The organism is Streptomyces sp. NPDC038707, assembly GCF_040636485.1.
Taxonomy (GTDB): Bacteria; Actinomycetota; Actinomycetes; order Streptomycetales; family Streptomycetaceae; genus Streptomyces.
The window spans coordinates 25831-44162 of record NZ_JBEZUP010000011.1 but is presented as its reverse complement, the minus strand read 5'-3'; the positions used below and the strand labels follow the sequence as shown (position 1 = coordinate 44162).

Genomic DNA, 18332 nt, shown 5'->3' with positions numbered 1-18332 from the left:
TAGGGTTTTCCAGCAGCCCCCGCCTATTCACCCGAGCGGGCGGGCGCTCGGAGTGAACCGGGGGAGCGGAAGGGGGCGCGTTCACCGCGAGAACTGTCCCGCCGCTCCCCGCCTGCCTACCGTCTGGTCAGGGCACGGGGACGGGCGGGGAGGTACGGCCATGGCGGAACGGGGCCCGCGCACCGAAGGCGGGCGCCGGGAGGGACAGGGGTACGGGCAGCCCGTACCCGGAGCACCGGCCGTGCCCGGCGGCCTTCCCGGTGCCGCCCCGGCCGGCGGCACCGGCCCCGCCCTGGTACGGATCCGGGACCTGGCCGGCCGTCCGCTCGGCCTCGGCTTCCTCGCCGACCACGAGGGCACCCTGCTCACCAGTCACGAGACCGTCGACGGCCGCCCCCGGCTGCTGCTGGACGCCCCCGGACAGCGCACCCGCACCATCACCGCCGACGCGGTCACCCCGCTGCCGTGCCGGGGCCTCGCCCTGATCCGCACCGAGGGCCTGGGCACGGACCCGCTGCCGCTGACCGTACGGGACCGGGTCGACGCGGGCAGCTACGTCCACGTCGCCGCCGGCTGCCGGCGGGAGGCACGGGTCCTGGCCGCCACCCGCGCCACCTACACCGCCGCGGACGCCTCCCACGTCCTCGAGGACGCGCTGGAACTGGCCATCGGCACGGCCGGCCGGGACGCGCTCCGGCCCGGCGGCGGCGCGGCCGGGGGACCGGTGCGCGACGCCCGCACCGGCGCGGTCGTCGGCGTCCTCGGCACCGCCCTGCGCGCCGACGGGCGCGAGGCCGGCTTCGCCGTCTCGCTGCGGCCCGCCGACGGCGCCCTCGCGGACCTCCTCGCCCGCAACGCGGCCACCGTCCCCGCCTACGGCGCCGACCTCAACCTCGCCGGCATCCTCCAGCTGGCCACGACCTCGGTGGGCCAGGACGGCCCCCCGGGCGCCCCCGACCCGGTCGAGCGCCCCGGCATCGCCCGCGCGCTGGACGCCTTCACCGACGGCGACCGGCCCGTACTCGGCCTGGTCGGCGCCCCGGGCAGCGGCCGTACGACACAGCTCGCGGCCCTCGCCGCCCGCCGCGCCCGGGGCGAGCGGCCCGCGCCCACGCTGTGGCTGCGCGGCGCCGACCTGGCCGACGCCGACGGCTCGGTGGCCGACGCCGCCCGCCGCGCCCTGGCCCGCGCCGCCCGCATCGTCGCCGCGTCCCGCGCGGTCCGTCCCGAGGACCTGGGCGATGTCACCCCGGAGCACCTGGCCCGCCTCGCCGCCCGGTCCGGCCGGCCGCTGCTGCTCCTCCTCGACGGCCCCGAGGAGATGCCCTGGGCCCTCGCCGACCGCCTGCCCGAGTGGATCCGCGGCACGGCCGAGTGGCTCCACGGGACCGGGGCCCGCCTGGTGGTCGCCTGCCGGGAGGAACACTGGGAACGCGCGGGGCGGGCGTTCCCCGCGGACGTGCTCCACACCCCGCCCGGCGAGGAGGACCGCCCCCGCGAACCCGTGGTCCCGCTGCCCCCGTGCCTCGCCGTCGGGGACTTCACCGCCGACGAGGCGCGACGGGCCCGCGCCCGGCACGGCCTTCCGGACGGCCTCCTCGGCGCGCGGGACGCCCGGCACCCGCTCACCCTCCGGCTGCTGTCCGAGGTCCGGGCCGCCGCCCCCGACGCCCCGCCCGCCGGGCCCCTGGACCGGTACGACGTCTTCGCCGCCTACCTCGACCTGGTGTGCCTGCGCGTCGCGGTCCGCCTCGCCGACGGCAGCGGGCTGCGCGCCGCGGCCGTACGGCGGCTCGCCGCGCGGGTGGCCGGGCAGGTGCACGAGGCGGCCCGGCGCAGCCTCGGGCCCGGTCAGGGCGACCTGGACCGGGAAGCGTTCGAGGCCGTGTTCCCCTGGGGACCCGCCCCGGCCCGCCTCGGCGGCGCCGGCACCGGCTGGGCCTCCGCCGTCCTCGCCGAGGGCCTCCTCGGACCGGCCGGCGGCGGCTACCGCTTCGCCCACGAGGACCTGGCCGACTGGCTGCACGGCATGCACCTGGACCTGGACGAGGCCCTGCGCGCCCTGGTGCACGCACCCGGCGCGCCCGGCGAACGGCCCGGAGCGGCCCGCCCGGTCCCGGTCCCGCACCACCGCACCGGCCCCGTGGTCCAGTCCCTGCTGTTCCTCGCCCGCCAGCACGGCCCCCGTCAACTGGCGACCCGCTTACGGGAGTTGGCGGACGCCCTGGAGCGCGACACCGGCAACTGGTGGGCCGCCCGGCTGCTCGCCCGGACCCTGCTCCAGGTCCCGGACGCGAGCCCGTACACCGAGGTGCTGTGCCTGCTCGCCGACCGGATCACCGCCTGGCGCCGGGACCGGAGACCCGTACCGGCCGAGTTCGGCCCCGCCTTCTGGACCGCGCTGCCCGTCCCCGGCGCCGAGCGCCTGGACCTGCTGCGCCGCCTCGTGCCGGCCGACCCGGCACCCGCCGCGCCGGTCCCCCGCTACCTGGACGCCGTCGACGCACTGCTCGCCGCCGCGCCCCAGGCCGTTCAACCCCTGCTGACCCGCTGGTTCACCGACGAGCGGCCGCTGCCCGCGACCCCGCGCGCCACCGTGGCCACGGCCGCGCAGGCCCTGCTGCACACCCACCGGCACCGGGCCCCGGACGACCTCACCGAGGTGCTGGCGGCCTGCGCCCACCCCCGCGCGGAGGAACTGCTCGGCGACCTCGCCGAGGACGAGCCGCCGGCCCTGTGCCGGGCGGCCGACCGCTGGGCGCACGACGAGCGCCCCGCCCGCCGGGCCGCGGCCGTCACCTTCGGGCTGCGCGCCGCCCCCCACGTCCGTACGGCGGCGGACCGCGCCCTGCTCGGCCGCGCCGCCCTCGCCCTGCTCGCCCGCCCCGCCGACCGCGCCCTGCACGGCGGCGCCCTCGCCCTCCTGGTCCACGACCCGCACACCCGCGACCGCCATCTGCCCGCCGCCCTGCGCCACTTCGCCGACGGCGACCCGCTGCTCCCGCCCAGCGCCCTGGTACCGGCCCTGACCACCCACCCCGCACCCGTCCTGGACGCCTTCCGCGCCCGGCTGCGCACCCCCGAGGGCGCGGATCTGCGCCCCCTGACCGAGGTCGGCACCCCGGCCCACGCCCGGCCGGTCGCCGCGCTGCTCCAGGAGGCGGTGCGGCTGCGCCCGGAGACCGCCGGGCCCCTCGCCCGCCGCGTCGGCCGCCGCCTGGACCGGGGCCCCACCGCGCACCCCGTCCTCCTCCCGCTGGTCACCGCCCTGCTCGACGGCGGCCCGGAACCCCTGCGGGCCTCCCTCGCCACCGTCCTGGCCGGCGCCGGCACGCCCGCCTCCCGTCCGCTGCGCCGCGAGCTGCTGGAGTTCCTGCTCGACCGGGAGCGGGACCCGGCCGTCCTGGACGCCGTCCTGTACGCGGCGGCGGCCCGCGACGACACCGGGGCGGGGCCGGGGGAGGAGGAGACCCGGAGCCTGGTGCACCGCACGGGACTCCTGCTCGTCCGCGCCCCCGGGGGCGCCGCACGCTGCGACCGGGGCCTGGCCGACCTCGTCCGGCACGTGCCGGGCTTCGCCGCCCGCCTGGCCCGCTGGCTGACCGACGCCCCCGACGACTGGGCCGCCCTGGTGGGCCCCGGCACCCGCCGCATGATCGAGAACCTCGCGGGCGTCCGCGTACCGGCGTGAGCGGGACCGGGAACGCCTGCGTACCGGGGGTACGCGCACCGGCCTGGGCGGATACGGGGCATACGCGCACCGGCCCGGCACCACGGAGGACGTGCCCCCCGTCACAGCCCCCATGCCGATGCCGGCGCCGAGCACCCGGCATGGCACCCTTAGACCTGCACAACGAGGTCAGGACAGACACGGACAAGGGTTCGAGGAGCGGTCACAGTGCAGCGCTGGCGTGGCTTGGAGGACATCCCCCAGGACTGGGGGCGCAGCGTCGTCACCATCGGTTCCTACGACGGCGTCCACCGCGGCCACCAGCTGATCATCAAGCACGCCGTCGACCGCGCCCGCGCACTGGGCGTACCCGCCGTCGTCGTCACCTTCGACCCCCACCCCAGCGAGGTGGTCCGCCCCGGCAGCCACCCCCCGCTGCTCGCCCCGCACCACCGCCGCGCCGAGCTGATGGCCGAACTGGGCGTCGACGCCGTCCTCGTCCTGCCGTTCACCACCGAGTTCTCCAAGCTGTCGCCCGCCGACTTCGTGGTCAAGGTGCTGGTGGACAAGCTGCACGCCAGGGCGGTCGTGGAGGGCCCCAACTTCCGCTTCGGCCACAAGGCCGCCGGCAACGTCGAGTTCCTCGCCGAACAGGGCAAGACCTACGACTTCGAGGTCGACGTCGTCGACCTGTACGTCACCGGCGAGGCGGGCGGCGGCGAGCCGTTCTCCTCCACGCTGACCCGCCGCCTGGTCGCCGAGGGCGATGTCGCGGGCGCCCGCGAGATCCTGGGCCGCCCGCACCGGGTGGAGGGCATCGTCGTCCGCGGCGCCCAGCGCGGCCGGGAGATGGGCTTCCCGACGGCCAACGTCGAGACGCTCCCGCACACCGCCATCCCCGCCGACGGCGTGTACGCCGGCTTCCTGCACGCCCAGGGCGAGGCCATGCCGGCCGCCGTCTCCGTCGGCACCAACCCGCAGTTCGACGGCACCGAGCGCACCGTGGAGGCGTACGCCATCGACCGCGTCGGCCTCGATCTGTACGGCCTGCACGTCGCCGTCGACTTCCTCGCCTACGTGCGCGGCCAGGCGAAGTTCGAGTCGCTGGAGGCCCTGCTGGAGCAGATGGCCGTGGACGTGCAGCGCTGCCGGGAGATCGTGGCGGCGGAGAAGTAGGACGGGGCGGGCTGCACGGGGGCTGTACGGCGGCTCCCGACGGCCTACGGCGGCTCTCGGCGGCCTGCGGCGGCTCTCGGCGGCCTGCGGCGGCTCTGCGACGCGAAAGGGCGGCCGGTGCGATGCGCACCGGCCGCCCTTTTCCCTGGGCCCCTTACTGCTGGGGCGGAGCCTGCGGCGGCTGCTGGCCCTGCCCCTGGCCGGGGTACGGCTGGGACTGCGGCTGCGGCTGCGGCTGCGGCTGTCCGGGCTGCGGGTAGCCGCCCGGCTGCGGCTGGGCCGGGTACGGCCGGCCCTGCTGCGGCGGGTAGGGCTGCTGCGCCGGGGGATACGGCTGGCCGGGTGCCTGCGGGTACGGCTGGCCCGGGGCCTGGGGATACGGCTGGGGCGGCTGGCCGGCGCCGTACGCCTGCGGGCCGGGCGCGGCCTGGCCCGGCATCGGCGGGGCGGCCACCGGAGGCGGGTTGCCGTCGCTCGTCCACAGCCCGTGCGCCTGCTGGTGCCGGGTGAAGTCCTCGGCGACCAGCGCGGCGAGGTTGAAGTACGCCTCGCGCGTCTTCGGCCGCATCATGTCCAGGTCGACCTCGGCGCCGGCGGCCAGATGCTCGTCGAACGGCACCACGACGACCCCGCGGGTGCGGGTCTGGAAGTGCGCCACGATGTCCTCGACCTTGATCATCTTGCCGGTCTCACGGACCCCGGAGATCACGGTGAGGGACCGGGAGACCAGGTCGGAGTACCCGTGCGCGGACAGCCAGTCCAGTGTCGTACTGGCACTGCTCGCACCGTCCACCGACGGCGTGGAGATGATGATCAGCTGGTCGGCGAGGTCCAGCACCCCGCGCATGGCGCTGTAGAGCAGACCGGTGCCCGAGTCGGTCAGGATCACCGGGTACTGCCGGCCGAGGACGTCGATGGCCCGCCGGTAGTCCTCGTCGTTGAACGTGGTCGAGACGGCCGGGTCCACGTCGTTGGCGATGATCTCCAGCCCGGAGGCCGCCTGCGAGGTGAACCGGCGGATGTCCATGTACGAGTTCAGGTACGGGATCGCCTGGACCAGGTCACGGATGGTGGCCCCGGTCTCCCGGCGCACCCGGCGCCCGAGCGTGCCGGCGTCCGGGTTGGCGTCGATGGCCAGGATCTTGTCCTGCCGCTCGGTGGCCAGCGTGGAGCCGAGCGCGGTCGTCGTGGTCGTCTTGCCCACGCCGCCCTTGAGGCTGATGACGGCGATCCGGTAGCAGGACAGCACGGGCGTACGGATCAGCTCCAGCTTCCGCTGCCGCTCGGCCTCCTCCTTCTTCCCGCCCAGCTTGAACCGGCCGCCGGCCGCCGCGGGCCGGCCGCTCTTCGCCTTCTGCTTCTTGTTGTTGAGCAGCCGGTCCGAGGACAGCTCCACGGCGGCGGTGTAACCGAGCGGCGCGGCACCGGGGTTGGTCGGCTGCCGCTGGTCGTGCCGCACGGGCTGCGGCCACGCCGCACCGGAACGCGGATCGAGCGGCGCCTGCGGCGCGCCGGCCTCCGGGCCCTGCGGCGGCTGGGGGAAGCCGTAACCGCCGGGCTGCGCGGGGGAGTCGGGTGCGCCGGGCGGCGGGAAGCCGTAGCCGCTCGGCGGGGTGGGGCCGTTGGGGTTCGGCTGGGGCGCCGGCGGCTGGGGGAAGCCGTAACCGCCTGGCTGGGCCGGGGGATTGGGTGCTCCGGGGGGCGGGAAGCCGTAGCCGCTCGGCGGAACGGGCCCGCTGGGGACGGGCTGCGGCTGCGGACCGGCCGTCGGCGCGGTGGGCTGGTTCGGCTGGTGGGGATGGCTGGGGGTGCCGGGCTGGTTCGGGTTGTCCGGCTGCTGCCACGCGGCGGGCGCGGGCTGCGGGGCCTGCGGCTGGAACGGCGGCTGCGCACCGGGCACACCGGCCGGGCCCTGGCCGTGGGCCGGCTGCGGCTGCTGACCCGGCATCGGGCCGGGCTGTTGCGGCCACTGGGCAGCGGGCGCGGGCGCGGCGGGCTGGTACGCCGGCGGCAGCGGCGGCACCCCGTGCGGCGGCGCGGGCGGCGGCGTCCAGCCGGGCTGGGCACCCTGCGGAGCCGGGGGAGCGGGCGGCGCGGCGGCGAACGGGGCACCGGGAGCGGGCTGGGGCACGCCGGGCTGCGGGGCCGCCGGGGGCGGCGGGAAGCCGTAGCCTCCGGGCTGAGGGCCGCCGGGCTGCGGGGTGGCGGCCTGCGGGGCGTCCGTGGGCGGGGCGGCGGACTGCTGGACGGCGTGGTCCGGGGCGCTTTCGGCCGTGGTGCCGTCGGCCGGGGTGCCGTCGACGGGAGCGCTGTCCTCCGGCGTGCCGTCGGTGCCGTCCTCAACAGCGCCCTCCCGGGCGGCCGGGGCCTGCGCCGTACCGTGGGGAGCCGTACCGTCCGTCGGCTCGGCATCCGAGGGCTCCGAGGACTCGGAGGGCTCGGAGGGCTCCGGAGCGTCGGTCCGCGCGGAAGCGGCGGCACCCTCTCCGGCACCACCCTCCTCTGCGGTCGCCTCGGCAGGCTTCTCGGCCGAGCCCTCCTCCGCCCCGGAATCCACGGTGGCGACGGGCTCCGCACCCTCCGCACCGCCTTCGCCCCCCTCGGACGGAGAGCCGCCGGGGACGACGGCGTCCGAGGCCACCGCAGCCGAACCGGCGGCCTCCTCGTCCTTCCCGGAACCCCCGGCTCCGTCCCCGTCCCCGGCCCCCTCGGCCGAACCGGCGGAGCCCTCCGTACCCTTCTCGCCCTCCTCGACCGTCTGCTTGGCGGCGGCCGCAGCGCGCTCGGCGAACTCGTCCATCTGGCGCTTGAAGGCGACCGCGGAGAAACGCATGGTCGCCCCGCTCTCCAGGTCCCCGTTGTCCGGCTCCGGACCGACCGCGGCGGGAGCGGCCGGCGCCTCCTGTCCGGCCACCGGCTGCTGCGGCTGCTGCGGCTCGAAGCCCTCGGGCAGCCGCGGCATCGGAACAGGGCTGCCGGCCGGCGGCGCGGGCTGCGCGGCCGGGGCGTACGGTGCGCCCTCGGGAGCGGAGGCAGGAGCGTACGGCGCACTCCCGGAAGCGGGCGGGGCGTACGGCGTGCCCTGCTCAGGCGTGCCCGAGGGCGCCTGCGCGGGAGCGGCCGGCGGATACGCGGCCCCCTGCGGCGGCGTGAACGGAGCCCCCGGCGGCGGTGCGAACGGAGTGCCCTGGGCGGGAGTGCCCGTCGGCTGGACGGCCGGCGGCGGCGCGGGAGCCGGGGACGGCGGGCTCGCCGGGAACGACGGGACACCGGAACCGGCCCCGGTGCCCGGGTCTCCGGAGCCGGGGAAACCGCTCCCGCCTCCCGACGTACCCGAGGCGTTCTGCGTGTACCAGGCGGGGGGAGCGTAGTCGATGGTGAACTCGCCGGTGGTCTCGACCGCCTCCGCGTCGGGCTGGTCATCGCCGGGTGTGTCCCAGCCCCCGCGCATCCCGTCCCGATCGCTGCTCACAATTCCTCCTGGTGTGGTCGAGCACCCTCATGCCGTGCCGGGGCGACCATGTCGTGTCGTACCGAGTCGTCCGTAGTCGTTCGGGGCGGTCCGGTGCACCGGACCGCCCTCCGGGACACCGACGCCGGTCCACGGGTCCTGCCATCGCGCCCGCTCCCAGCCTAATCACCGGAAGCCGCACCCCGGCAGGCCCGCCCGCCTCTCCGCGTCCGCCCGGCGGGCCACCGCCCGCCCGAGGACGCCCCACCCGTCCCGCCGGGCCACCAGGGCACCCGAACAAAAGGGACGGGCAAGGGCAGTTCAGTCCATCCGGCGAGGCGTGCCCAACAATCCGATCTCGGCGTCCGTGGGTTGCGTCAGCACGTACTGCCGGTCACGGTCGGTGCACCACAGGGTGACGCCGTCGGGCAGCGCCGGCAGTGACTCCACCTCGGTCCGCGACAGCCCCATCGTGCGCCCGAGTTCGGCCGCCTCGTCCGGCGAGACCCGCTGGATGCCGGCCAGCCGCGCCTGCCGCAGCAGCCGGGGCGCGACCGGGCTGAGATACGGCAGCAGCGTCAGCACCGACTGCCAGGGACCGGACACCACCCGGCCGCGCGGGGGCCGCATACCGCAGTCCCGCACCACCAGTACCGGCGTACCGGCGGAGGCGCCCTGCGGCGGCACCCGCCCGACGTCGTACACGGACAGGCCGTTCTGTCCGCCGCCCATCGCGTGCACCATCTGCATCCAGGCCTGCGGCCGGCCGGTCTCCACGGCGACCCGGGCGCCCGTGGCTGCCGAGCGCAGCGCCAGGACCTGCGCGGTCCACAGGCCGCCGATCAGGACGACGTCGTAGGGCGTGGGCCGGTTGATGCCCAGCACGGCCGGCTGTCCCTCGGCGTCGACACCGGCCACCACCCCGTCGTCCCCGACGGGCAGGGCGAGCGCGTCCAGTTGCGGCACGGGCAGCCCGTGCCGGCCGTGCCGGGGACCGATCAGGCCCAGCCCGTGCCGCAGCCGGTCCACCGCCCGCCGCGGCCCGGACGGACCCGGCGCACCGGGTGCCGACCCGCCCGCCGCCGGGTACGTCGTCGGAATCGTCGTCACCGCGCACCTCCGAGGGGCAGAGTGGCCAGCACGCCGGGCAACTGCTCGCGGTCGAGCCGGGCCAGACCCGCCCCCGACTGCCGGGCGGCGGCCTCCAGAGCGCGGCGCGCCGCCACCAGTTCGTCGTCGCTGCGCCCGGTCACCCGCAGGTGCCCGCACAGCGACACCTCCTGCCGCTCCCCGGGTGCGAGCGTCAGACTGAAGGTGGTCGCCAGGGCCGGTACCGCCGTGACCCGGGCGACGAACTGGGGCAGCGACTCGGCCCCGCCGCCGCCCAGCGGAGGCCAGCGCCGCACCCAGTACGTGGTGTGGCGCCGGTTGTCGCAGCGCCAGCTGCGCCCCGACTCCTCCGTGCGCCGCTCCCGGGTCTCGCTGCGCCCCGCCTCCGCGGTGACCAGCGGGTTGGCGCAGGCCGAGGTGGCGAGGGCGGCGACCAGCTCCTCCTCGTCCAGCACCCGGGCCCGGAACCCGGCGCCGGTCAGCCGGCTCGCCAGATGGTCCGCGGCCCGTACGACACACTTCTGCGCGCCCTCCAGCCCGCCGCCGCGCGCGGCCACGGCCTCCGCGCACAGCTCGGGATCCAGCTTCAGCGCGATCCAGGTGATGCGCACCGCCGGGGCGCCGGTCTGCTCCTGCAACGGGATGTAGTTGGCGACGGCCACCGACTGCTGGGGCAGGTGCAGCGCGGGCGCCGGCTGCGTGTGCAGCACGATCTGCGCGGACTCCAGGCGGATGCCGTCCACCTCCAGCGCGTCCCGCACCAGGCCGAGCGGCAGCGGCTGGCGGCTCCGCTCGGCGCGCAGCGCGGTCGCGTCGGCCTCCACCTGGAGCACGGCCGTGACGAACGTGCCGTCCCCGACGATGCCGGCCGGCCGCCGGTCCCGCGCGCCGTACGAGTACGTGCGCAGGGCCGGTTCGCACTCCACCGCGGGAACCAGCCCGGGCTCCGTGCCCGGCGGTACCGGGGTGCTCGCGGCCCGCTTCTGCCGCGCCCGCAGCTCCCGCGCGGTGGCGAGCCACTCCGGCAGGGACCGGCCCCGCCGCCGTACGAAGGCGAGCAGGACCAGCACCAGCGCGACCACCGCCGCCGGCACCAGGACCGCCATGCCGACGGCCCAGCCCACCAGCAGCACGGCCGCCGCCAGCTCGACCAGCACAAGCCGTTGCAAACGGAACGACCCGGCCTGGCCCGGCCGTTGCCTGAGCCCGGGCGTGACCTGCCGGCGGTCCGTACCGCGCCGGGCGGACGCACCACGCGGCGCGGACCCGGACCCGGCCGCACGGCCTCGCGCCGCCGACCGGCCGCGCGCTCGCGTCCGCGTTCCGGAAGCCATCACTGCATCCCCCCGATTTGCTCACAACTCGCTGGAACCAGGCCACTGAACAAGGCCCTTGAGGGCCCAGGTACCCTACCCGCTCCACGAGCCCCGCCCCATACCAGGCATAGTAGGGGCCGGGTCCGACAACGGAGGGCGGGGGAGCGTGGTCCCCGGGTGCGCTCCGGGCGAGTCACGGGGAGAAACAGGCACAGATGGCATCTCGGCGGGACCAACTCAACGCCTACACCTTCGCGAAGCGCCGCATGCTCGCGTCGTTCGTGCAGTCGTCACCGGATGCCTCCGACGAGGGGGCTCCCCGGCCACTGCGCGCGATCCTGCCCGGCGCGATCGTCGGCGTGGTCGTGCTCGCGGCCTTCGGCGCCTGGGGGATGTTCAAGCCCACGGCCCCGCAGGGCTGGGACGCCCCCGGCCAGAAGGTGATCATCGCCAGCAAGTCCACCACCCGGTACGTCGTCCTGAAGACCAAGGACAAGGTCCAGCTCCACCCGGTCCTCAACATGGCGTCGGCCAAGCTCGTCCTCGACACCCAGAGCGATGTCGACGTGGTCACCGTCGACGAGTCGGTCCTCGACAACGGCAAGATCCCGCACGGCGTCACCATCGGCATCCCCTACGCCCCCGACCGGCTGCCCTCCGGCAAGGAGGCCGGCGCCGCCAAGGAATGGGCCGTCTGCGAGCGCCCGAGCGGCAGCGGCGGCTCCGTCCAGAAGGCCGCGTTCGTCCTGGCCGAACGCGACCAGGGCAAGCTCCGGGGCAGCCGGCAGAAGCTGCGCGGCGGCGAACTCCTCTACGTCGCCACCCCGGACAAGAAGCAGTACGTGATCGACGCGCACGGACGGGCCTACCCCGTGGACGCCGGCGACACCCTGCTGCTCCAGACCATCGTGGGCGCCGACCGCACCCCGCAGCGGGTGACCAAGGAGTGGATCGACACCCTCCACCCCGGCGACCCGGTCAGCTTCCCGCCGGTCACCGGCGCGCCCGGCGCCGCCGCGCACGCCCCCGGCCAGCTGGACGACCGGGCCAACCGCGTCGGCATGGTGCTGCGCGCCCCGGTCAACGGCCAGGAGCAGTACTTCGTCGTCCTGCCCGGCCGGGTCGCGCCCGTCTCCGACTTCGTCGCCCAGCTCCTGCTGGCCAGCACGGACCTGGTGAAGCTCGGCCAGGCCGGACACGCCCAGGAGGTCAGCGCGGGCGCCATCACCCGGGGCGAGCCGTTCGCCGCCGAGCACACCTGGCCCACCGAGAAGCCCAGCGCCGTCAACAACCCCGCCCCGGCCGCCGGCAGCCGCAACACCGTCTGCACCATCCTCAACCACGTCGACCCCGACAACGGCGCCACCACCCTGAGTACCTGGGCCGGCACCGACTTCCCCGCCGTCCTGCCCACCGGTTCCTCCAGCGCCTACGTCACGGCCGGCTCCGGCCAGCTCTACCGCCAGTTCCAGGGCCGCGAGACCAAGGCCGGCCCGGTCTTCCTGGTCACCGACACCGGGTTGCGCTACGCGCTCCAGTCCAACGACGACAGCGTCGGCGAGGACAAGCGCATCGGCGTCTCCGACAAGCAGCGCAAGCAGCTCCAGCAGGAGGCCAGGCTCGCGCAGACCCGCCTCGGCTACGCCGACGTGAACCCCGCCCCCATCCCCGCCCCCTGGTCCAAGTTCCTGCCGACCGGACCCCGCCTGTCCACCGCGGCGGCCCGCCAGCCGCAGGGCTCCTGAGGGGGCGGACCGATGACGCCCACGTTCCGCACCCGCACCCGTAAGACCTTGACCCGTACGACCTCGGTGGTGACCGCGGCGATGGCCGCCACCCTCCTGACGGCACCCACGGCTGTGGCGGACTCCGCCTCCGACCAGTGCACGTTCGACAAGACCAACCACAAGTACGCCGGCACGCCCTGGGCGCTGCAGCGCGTCAACCTGGACGCGCTGTGGGCCCAGTCCAAGGGCAAGAACGTCAGGGTCGCCGTCATCGACACCGGCGTGGACACGGCCAACCCCCAGCTCGCGCACGCCGTCGACGCCTCCTCGGGCGCCAACTTCCTGCCCCCCAAGGACAAGAAGGGCCAGCCCCTCGACCGCGGCAACAACAAGGGCACGACCGACACCGTCGGGCACGGCACGCGGGTCGCGGGCATCATCGCGGCCCGCCCCATGAAGGGTACGGGTTTCGTCGGCCTCGCCCCCGAGGCCACCATCATCCCGGTCAAACAGAACGACGCGGACGGCAACGGCACGGCCGTCACCCTCGCCCGGGCGATCCGGCACGCGATCCACGCCAAGGCCGACGTCATCAACATCTCCCAGGACACGGCCAACGCCGCCGCCCCGGACCCCGACCTCCAGCGCTCGGTGGACGAGGCCCTGGCGGCCGGCATCGTCGTGGTCGCCTCGGCCGGCAACGACGGACTGGGCGGCAACCGGAAGAAGACGTACCCGGCGTCGTACCCCGGGGTCCTCGCGGTGGCGGCGTCCGACCGCAACAACGAACGCGCGGCCTTCTCCCAGTCCGGCGACTTCGTCGGCGTGGCGGCCCCGGGCGTCGACATGATCTCCACCGTCCCGAAGGGCGGCCACTGCCCGGACAACGGTACGAGTTTCTCCGCGCCCTACGTGGCCGGCGTGGCCGCGCTGATCAAGGCCAAGCACCAGCGCTGGACGCCCCGGCAGATCGTGGCCCAGATCGAGCAGACCGCCGAGCGCTCCATCCCCGGCCACGATCCCCTGGTCGGCTGGGGCGTGGTGGACCCGGTCCGCGCCCTCACCGAGGACGACCACCCGATCGAGTCCCCGCACCCCGACGCGGGCCTGACCCACGCGGAGGCACCCACCCCCGCGAAGCTCACCCTCGGCGAGACCCCCCGCGAACGCACGGCCCGCATCGCGACCTACGTCGCGGTGGCCGTGGCGGTCCTGGTGGCGGGCCTGAGCGGCGGAGCGGTGGCGGTACGCGACGCCCGCCGCAGGCGCCGCGGCCTCGGGAGAGGCGGCTCATGGACACGCTGAACCAGCTGAACGTACTGGGCGCAGCCCCCTCCGCGGTGCCGGCCCGTCCATGGCCTGCGTGAAGTCGGACAGATCCGCTCCTGGCGCCCGAACGTCAACCCGTCGGCGCCGCACCTGCCGGCCTCCGCCCTCGTCGCGCCCCGCGTCCTCTCCCTGAGCCTCGCGGGCGCCGGCGTCTCCTGACCGTCCAGGGCCCCGGCGCCTGCAACGACGGCTCCTGGAGCGACGGCGAACCGACCAGCGCGGTCCACCGGGCGACCGACGACCTGAACGGCTGCACCTCCCCGGAAGGGCGAGTGCTGACGGGAGGAGTCCCGCCTCGCTTTCATCCGAAGGAGTGAATCAACAACGAGACGAGGCCGACACCGGACCGGCCTGATTCACCCCATCACCCCACCACCTCGGCCGACGCATCACACCTCGCCTCCTCGTGTGCGAACAGTGCGGCGTTCCGGGCCAGCGAGATCAGTCCTTCGCGCACCTCCGGGCCGCCCGCGGCACCGCCCCGCTGCTTGAGCTCCACGACGACGCCCAGATGCTCCTGGGGGGCTTTGGCACGGCACGGGACGTAAACGGCGGCGAGCTTCTCCGAGGCGATCGCCTTGTCACCGGCCTGGAACGACGTCACGGCGGAGAGCGGCGCGGCATTCGCGACCACGTCATTCACCCATTCATCGGCCTTGTCGTACCGCAGCATCTCGGCCGTTGCCGTGAGCAGCATCTTTCCGTCACCTTTGACGAAACAGGACGTCTCGTACGTGCGGTCCCTGTCGTCGATACGGCGATGCATGATCTGGTCGTCGAAGGAGTACGAGGACTTGTCGGGCAGAACCCTTCGCAACGCCTCAGCCGACCCGGACGAGGATCCCAAGGTCGCGCAGACAGCCGAGGCCTTGATCTCACCCCTTCCCTCTTCGAAGGGCGGGGAATCGAGGGCGTAGGCCAACTTGAAAGCCAGGACCAGGACACCTTCTGGTGGCAGGTGGCTTACGAGCACTCACGGGACCGCTCCACCGCGTCGGTGAAGGCGGCCGCCAACTTCTTCATGGCAGCGCTGTTGCCGAGATCCGAGTCATTGACCTGGATCGAGGTGTACAGCAGGTGCCTGGCGTGTTCCGGATTCTTACAACTTTTGGCCAGCTTGACCGCACCTGTACCGGTATAGAAAAAGCCGTTGCCGGCCGACTGCGCCGCCTTGTCAGTCTCCGGATTGGCTGTGACGACGGTAGAGACGTCAACGTCGTCCTCCCACCACTGGAGATCGGCCATCACCGCCCAGCGGCCGTCCACATCCACCCGGCACATCTTCCTGGTGGGCACAGGGCGTGATTCCCGCACCTCGACCTTCTTACCCGCTGGAAGAAAGGGAGAAAGAAGGTCTGGATCCACCGAAACACCACACAGGGCTGTGGGCGCGGTGTGCTCCCTCTCAAGCGTAGATTCCGAGCACGCGGACACAAGGCCAACCGCAGCGACGGCTACTGTGCCCGCCATGACCCAACGAGTGAGCTTGTACGCGGCCTTCGGCCGGCTCCATGTCGGCATCAGATGTCCGTGATGAGCTCGGGCCCAACTTGCTGCATGTAATTGCCGCCCTCCAAGAAGCCCTTGGAGGAGGAGTCCTCCGCCCAAGAAGCGACGTCATCGGTGTTAGCGATGTGATATGCCTTGGCTGATTCGAAAGTGGCCTTTCTGGTGTACTTCATATTGTCGGCGTTGCCGAACTGCCAGTTCTCTCCCATTTTGGGACCGGCCTTGTCCTTGGCGTCGCCCTCGGCATCCTTGAAAAGCTCCTCGAGCATCATGCTGGTCCCGGTTCCAGCGGCGCCGCCCACTCCAGCGCCCACAGCAGGAGACGCGATGAAGGAAGTCCCCACGCCGACGCCGGTACCGACCGTTCCGGAGATGAGGTTCTTCCACTGGGCGACCGAGTGGTCGAAGTCTTTGTCCGAGGCTTCGGCCGGGCCTGCAACCGCTTCGTTCCGGCCCATGGCCAGGACTCCGGAGACCTGGCCGGAGTGTCGCCCGATGTCCCGCACCGTGAGTTCCAGATCGTGGTGCGGACGTTGATTCTCCGGTAGTTCAGGGTTCAGGTGATACCCCATCAACTCACCCATGTAATTCTTCTGGCCCACTTCAACAGCCGCGTATCCCTTCGGGTCCTGGCCGACGGCGAAGAGGAAGCGCGTCGCTTCGCGACGGTCCAGTTCGGCCTCGGCGCCTTGGATCGGATACAGCTTCTGAATGCGGTCCCAAGCGGCCCGGTCGTCCTCGTCACCCTTTTCGGGATGCTGCTCCACATCGGTCATCGCGCGGTCAATGTCTGGAAGGTACTCCGAGGCGATCTGCCCAATGCTGTCCGACATGTAACCGTGGTCGGTGAGGCGTCCGTTGTCGTCCGAGATCGAAGACACGATGCTCTCGAACAGCTTGGCCTGCCCCGGAGTATGCGCCGGGGTGTCAGCGGTGGGCTGCTCGCCCGCAGGATGCCCCGTGGCAGCCGCTTCCAAGGCTGAGGCCAGATTGTCGCGGCCGTCCGTGCTCTCCCCGCGGCTCAGGTCGCTGTTGCTCTCATGCGGCCAGTGACGGTCCTCGAAGAGGTACTTGAAGTTGGAGACCGCGGTCTTGTGGTCGCCGTCCTTCGGGATGAAGTCGTCGTTGAAGAACTCGGTCGCGGCGCCAGGGTTGTTCGACAGCCCCTTGAGATAGCCTGACAAGGGATCGAAACCGGAGTCACCTTTCATGTGGTTCAGATAGGGACTGAATCCCATCCGCTGCCAGGCCGCGTGCTTTCCGTCATGCGTGAACGTTCGCTCCGTCTCCATGAGGCTCTTGCCGTACTGCTTCATGAAGTCGTCGTCGTAGTCGCCCACGCGCATCAGGTTGCTCATGACCTGGAATCCGAGCAGGCCGCCGCGCTTGCCGCCGACCTCTTGGTCGCCGATGTCGACCATGCGCCGCTTCCACTCGGTCATGTCGGCCGTGTCGCTCTGGCTGGCCGTGGCGAGCGTGAGGCCGAGGTTCTTCTGCAGCTCTCCCAACTGGTCGCGGCGCTCGTGGTTCACGTCCCAGGCGACCTGGGGGTCACTGACGTTGGCCCAGAAGGACAGAGTCTCGTCCGGCCCGAGGTCCTTCGCGAACCGCTCCGAGAACAGCGGATCGTCGTGGTACCTCTTCAGCCCCGCGTTGAGCCGGTCGAAGTCCTTCACCGACAGGTCGTCGATGTCCTTCTTGGCCAGCTTCGCCAACTCGTCGGCTTCCTTGACGGCTGCTGCCGCGGTGTCCCTGTCGTTGTAACTGGCGTCCGAGAACCCCATCCGGGCCTGGTCGACGATCGCCGTGAGGACGTTCTTGGCCGAGTTGTCGCTCTCCGTGGCCTTGCTGAGGATGCCCTGGATCTCGTCGCGGAGGGCGTCTACGTCCCTCTGGTCGGTCGCGCTCTTGTTGCCGCTTGGGTCCGAGGCCCAGTCGGGCCGCGTGTTGCCCATGACCGTGAACTGGCCACAGCCCGTGTCGACGACGGTCAGGTTCTTCTTCTGACCGCGCGAGACCGCGTCCGTCAGCTGCTGGTGGAACGTCTTCAGCTCGTCCCGAGTGTCACGGAGGATGTTGTGGATGGTGGTCGCCTGTGTGTGGGCGTCACCGAACTCGCCGGCCGTCTTGCCGATGAACTGCTTGGAGACCTGGGCGTTCACACCGGCCCAGTCGGCCGCGTTGGCAGCCTTGTGCAGGTCGTCCTCGGCGTCCTTCTTCAGGTCCGCGAGGTGCTTCACGAGTGTCGACCAGTCGCTGACGGCATCGTCGAGCAGCTTGTAGTTGGCGTGGTAGAGCGCGTTGAAGTCCATTGATGGTCGTCCCAAGGAGGCGTGCCGGCGGTGTGATCGTCTGCGTCGTCAACAACCCGACGTCGCTACTCCTCCTTCTTGCCCTTGCCCTTGTCGTGGACCCCGTAGTCGTTCTTCTTGCCCGGAGCCCCCACCCTCTCGTCGAACCCGTCGTCCAGCGCGTCGATGCTGCTCATCTGCCGCTGGATGTAGTGCTCGTCGTTCGCGTGCACGGCCTTGGTGGTCTGCATGTGGTTGGAGATCTGGGCGCAGGCGTCCATCAGGGACTTCAGCTGCTCCTCCCAGCGGTTCGAGACGTGCTGGAGGCCGGCGCCGAGGGCGAAACCCTGCTTGGTGAGGTCACCGGCCGCGGAGTCGCTGCTCGGGGTCGCGACACGGGCCTTGTCCCACAGCTGTTCGTACAGGTGGTGGGCGGAGCTGCCGATCTTCTCCAGGTCCTTGTGGCCGACCTTCAGGTCACCGGTTTTGCCGGGGAGCGCGGCGGTACCGCCGCCCCCGTCGACCTGGTTGAGCCGCATGTGCGTTGACTGCCCCTGGGCGGCCTGCGTCTTGAGCTGCTCCCATTCGTCCCATGCCATGCAAGGGCCCCTTCCCCCGTGGTTGGTCCGGTGCCGGCACAACCTAGCAACGAACGCCAGGGAAGAAATGCACTATGTCCTCCATGTGTGATCTGCCGGATGTGAAAATCCGGCGGAGAGTGCCGCTCGCGAGCTACGGGGTCGGTCTGTGATT

At 73.3% G+C, this 18332-nt stretch carries 11 protein-coding genes; 4 read left to right on the top strand and 7 right to left on the bottom strand.

Annotation, left to right across the window (positions count from 1 at the left end; genetic code table 11):
• Positions 1 to 160 precede the first annotated feature (160 nt).
• Together AB0E62_RS17185 and AB0E62_RS17180 are read left to right on the top strand one after the other, a co-directional pair.
• Positions 161 to 3691 carry a trypsin-like peptidase domain-containing protein gene (locus tag AB0E62_RS17185; protein WP_362193567.1) on the top strand — a complete coding sequence of 1177 codons (3531 nt, stop codon included), beginning with the start codon at positions 161 to 163 and terminating at the stop codon, positions 3689 to 3691.
• A 207-nt stretch (positions 3692 to 3898) separates the two neighbouring features.
• A complete protein-coding gene (locus AB0E62_RS17180) occupies positions 3899 to 4846 on the top strand; it encodes a bifunctional riboflavin kinase/FAD synthetase (RefSeq protein WP_362193564.1) in 948 nt (315 codons plus the stop codon).
• 154 nt (positions 4847 to 5000) lie between these two features.
• On the opposite strand, the gene AB0E62_RS17175 is transcribed toward AB0E62_RS17180, so the two are convergent.
• From AB0E62_RS17175 to eccE, 3 genes are all read right to left on the bottom strand, one after another.
• Complete coding sequence (locus tag AB0E62_RS17175) at positions 5001 to 8297, bottom strand: SCO5717 family growth-regulating ATPase (RefSeq protein WP_362194045.1); 3297 nt, start codon at positions 8295 to 8297, stop codon at positions 5001 to 5003.
• Positions 8298 to 8618: 321 nt separating this feature from the next.
• Positions 8619 to 9326, bottom strand: coding sequence for a hypothetical protein (locus AB0E62_RS17170; protein WP_362194042.1), 708 nt, complete (start codon positions 9324 to 9326; stop codon positions 8619 to 8621).
• A 77-nt stretch (positions 9327 to 9403) separates the two neighbouring features.
• On the bottom strand, positions 9404 to 10741 hold the full coding sequence (gene eccE / locus AB0E62_RS17165; protein ID WP_362193561.1) for a type VII secretion protein EccE: 1338 nt from the start codon (positions 10739 to 10741) through the stop codon (positions 9404 to 9406).
• 197 nt (positions 10742 to 10938) lie between these two features.
• On the opposite strand from eccE, the gene eccB reads away from it, so the two are divergent.
• The gene (eccB, locus tag AB0E62_RS17160; RefSeq protein ID WP_362193558.1) at positions 10939 to 12468 is read left to right on the top strand and encodes a type VII secretion protein EccB; all 1530 of its coding nucleotides are present in this window, start codon (positions 10939 to 10941) and stop codon (positions 12466 to 12468) included.
• A gap of 81 nt (positions 12469 to 12549) precedes the next feature.
• Positions 12550 to 13755, top strand: coding sequence for a type VII secretion-associated serine protease mycosin (gene mycP, locus AB0E62_RS17155; RefSeq protein ID WP_362194039.1), 1206 nt, complete (start codon positions 12550 to 12552; stop codon positions 13753 to 13755).
• 388 nt (positions 13756 to 14143) lie between these two features.
• Here the strand turns inward: mycP and AB0E62_RS17150 are convergent, their stop codons facing one another.
• The 4 genes from AB0E62_RS17150 to AB0E62_RS17135 form a co-directional block, all read right to left on the bottom strand.
• Positions 14144 to 14701: a hypothetical protein gene (locus AB0E62_RS17150; protein ID WP_362193555.1), complete on the bottom strand. Its 558-nt coding sequence runs from the start codon at positions 14699 to 14701 to the stop codon at positions 14144 to 14146.
• Between the two features lie 41 nt (positions 14702 to 14742).
• Positions 14743 to 15144, bottom strand: coding sequence for a hypothetical protein (locus AB0E62_RS17145; RefSeq protein WP_362193553.1), 402 nt, complete (start codon positions 15142 to 15144; stop codon positions 14743 to 14745).
• A gap of 155 nt (positions 15145 to 15299) precedes the next feature.
• Positions 15300 to 17600: a hypothetical protein gene (locus AB0E62_RS17140; RefSeq protein ID WP_362193550.1), complete on the bottom strand. Its 2301-nt coding sequence runs from the start codon at positions 17598 to 17600 to the stop codon at positions 15300 to 15302.
• A gap of 65 nt (positions 17601 to 17665) precedes the next feature.
• The gene (locus AB0E62_RS17135) at positions 17666 to 18178 is read right to left on the bottom strand and encodes a hypothetical protein (protein ID WP_362193547.1); all 513 of its coding nucleotides are present in this window, start codon (positions 18176 to 18178) and stop codon (positions 17666 to 17668) included.
• Between the last annotated feature and the right edge of the window lie 154 nt (positions 18179 to 18332).

Coding starts and splice junctions, on each gene's coding strand:
- AB0E62_RS17185 (WP_362193567.1), top strand. CDS start 161: ATGGCGGAACGGGGCCCGCGCACCGAAGGCGGGCGCCGGGAGGGACAG.
- AB0E62_RS17175 (WP_362194045.1), bottom strand. CDS start 8,297: ATGCGCGGGGGCTGGGACACACCCGGCGATGACCAGCCCGACGCGGAG.
- eccE (WP_362193561.1), bottom strand. CDS start 10,741: ATGGCTTCCGGAACGCGGACGCGAGCGCGCGGCCGGTCGGCGGCGCGA.
- eccB (WP_362193558.1), top strand. CDS start 10,939: ATGGCATCTCGGCGGGACCAACTCAACGCCTACACCTTCGCGAAGCGC.
- mycP (WP_362194039.1), top strand. CDS start 12,550: ATGGCCGCCACCCTCCTGACGGCACCCACGGCTGTGGCGGACTCCGCC.
- AB0E62_RS17140 (WP_362193550.1), bottom strand. CDS start 17,600: ATGGACTTCAACGCGCTCTACCACGCCAACTACAAGCTGCTCGACGAT.
- AB0E62_RS17135 (WP_362193547.1), bottom strand. CDS start 18,178: ATGGCATGGGACGAATGGGAGCAGCTCAAGACGCAGGCCGCCCAGGGG.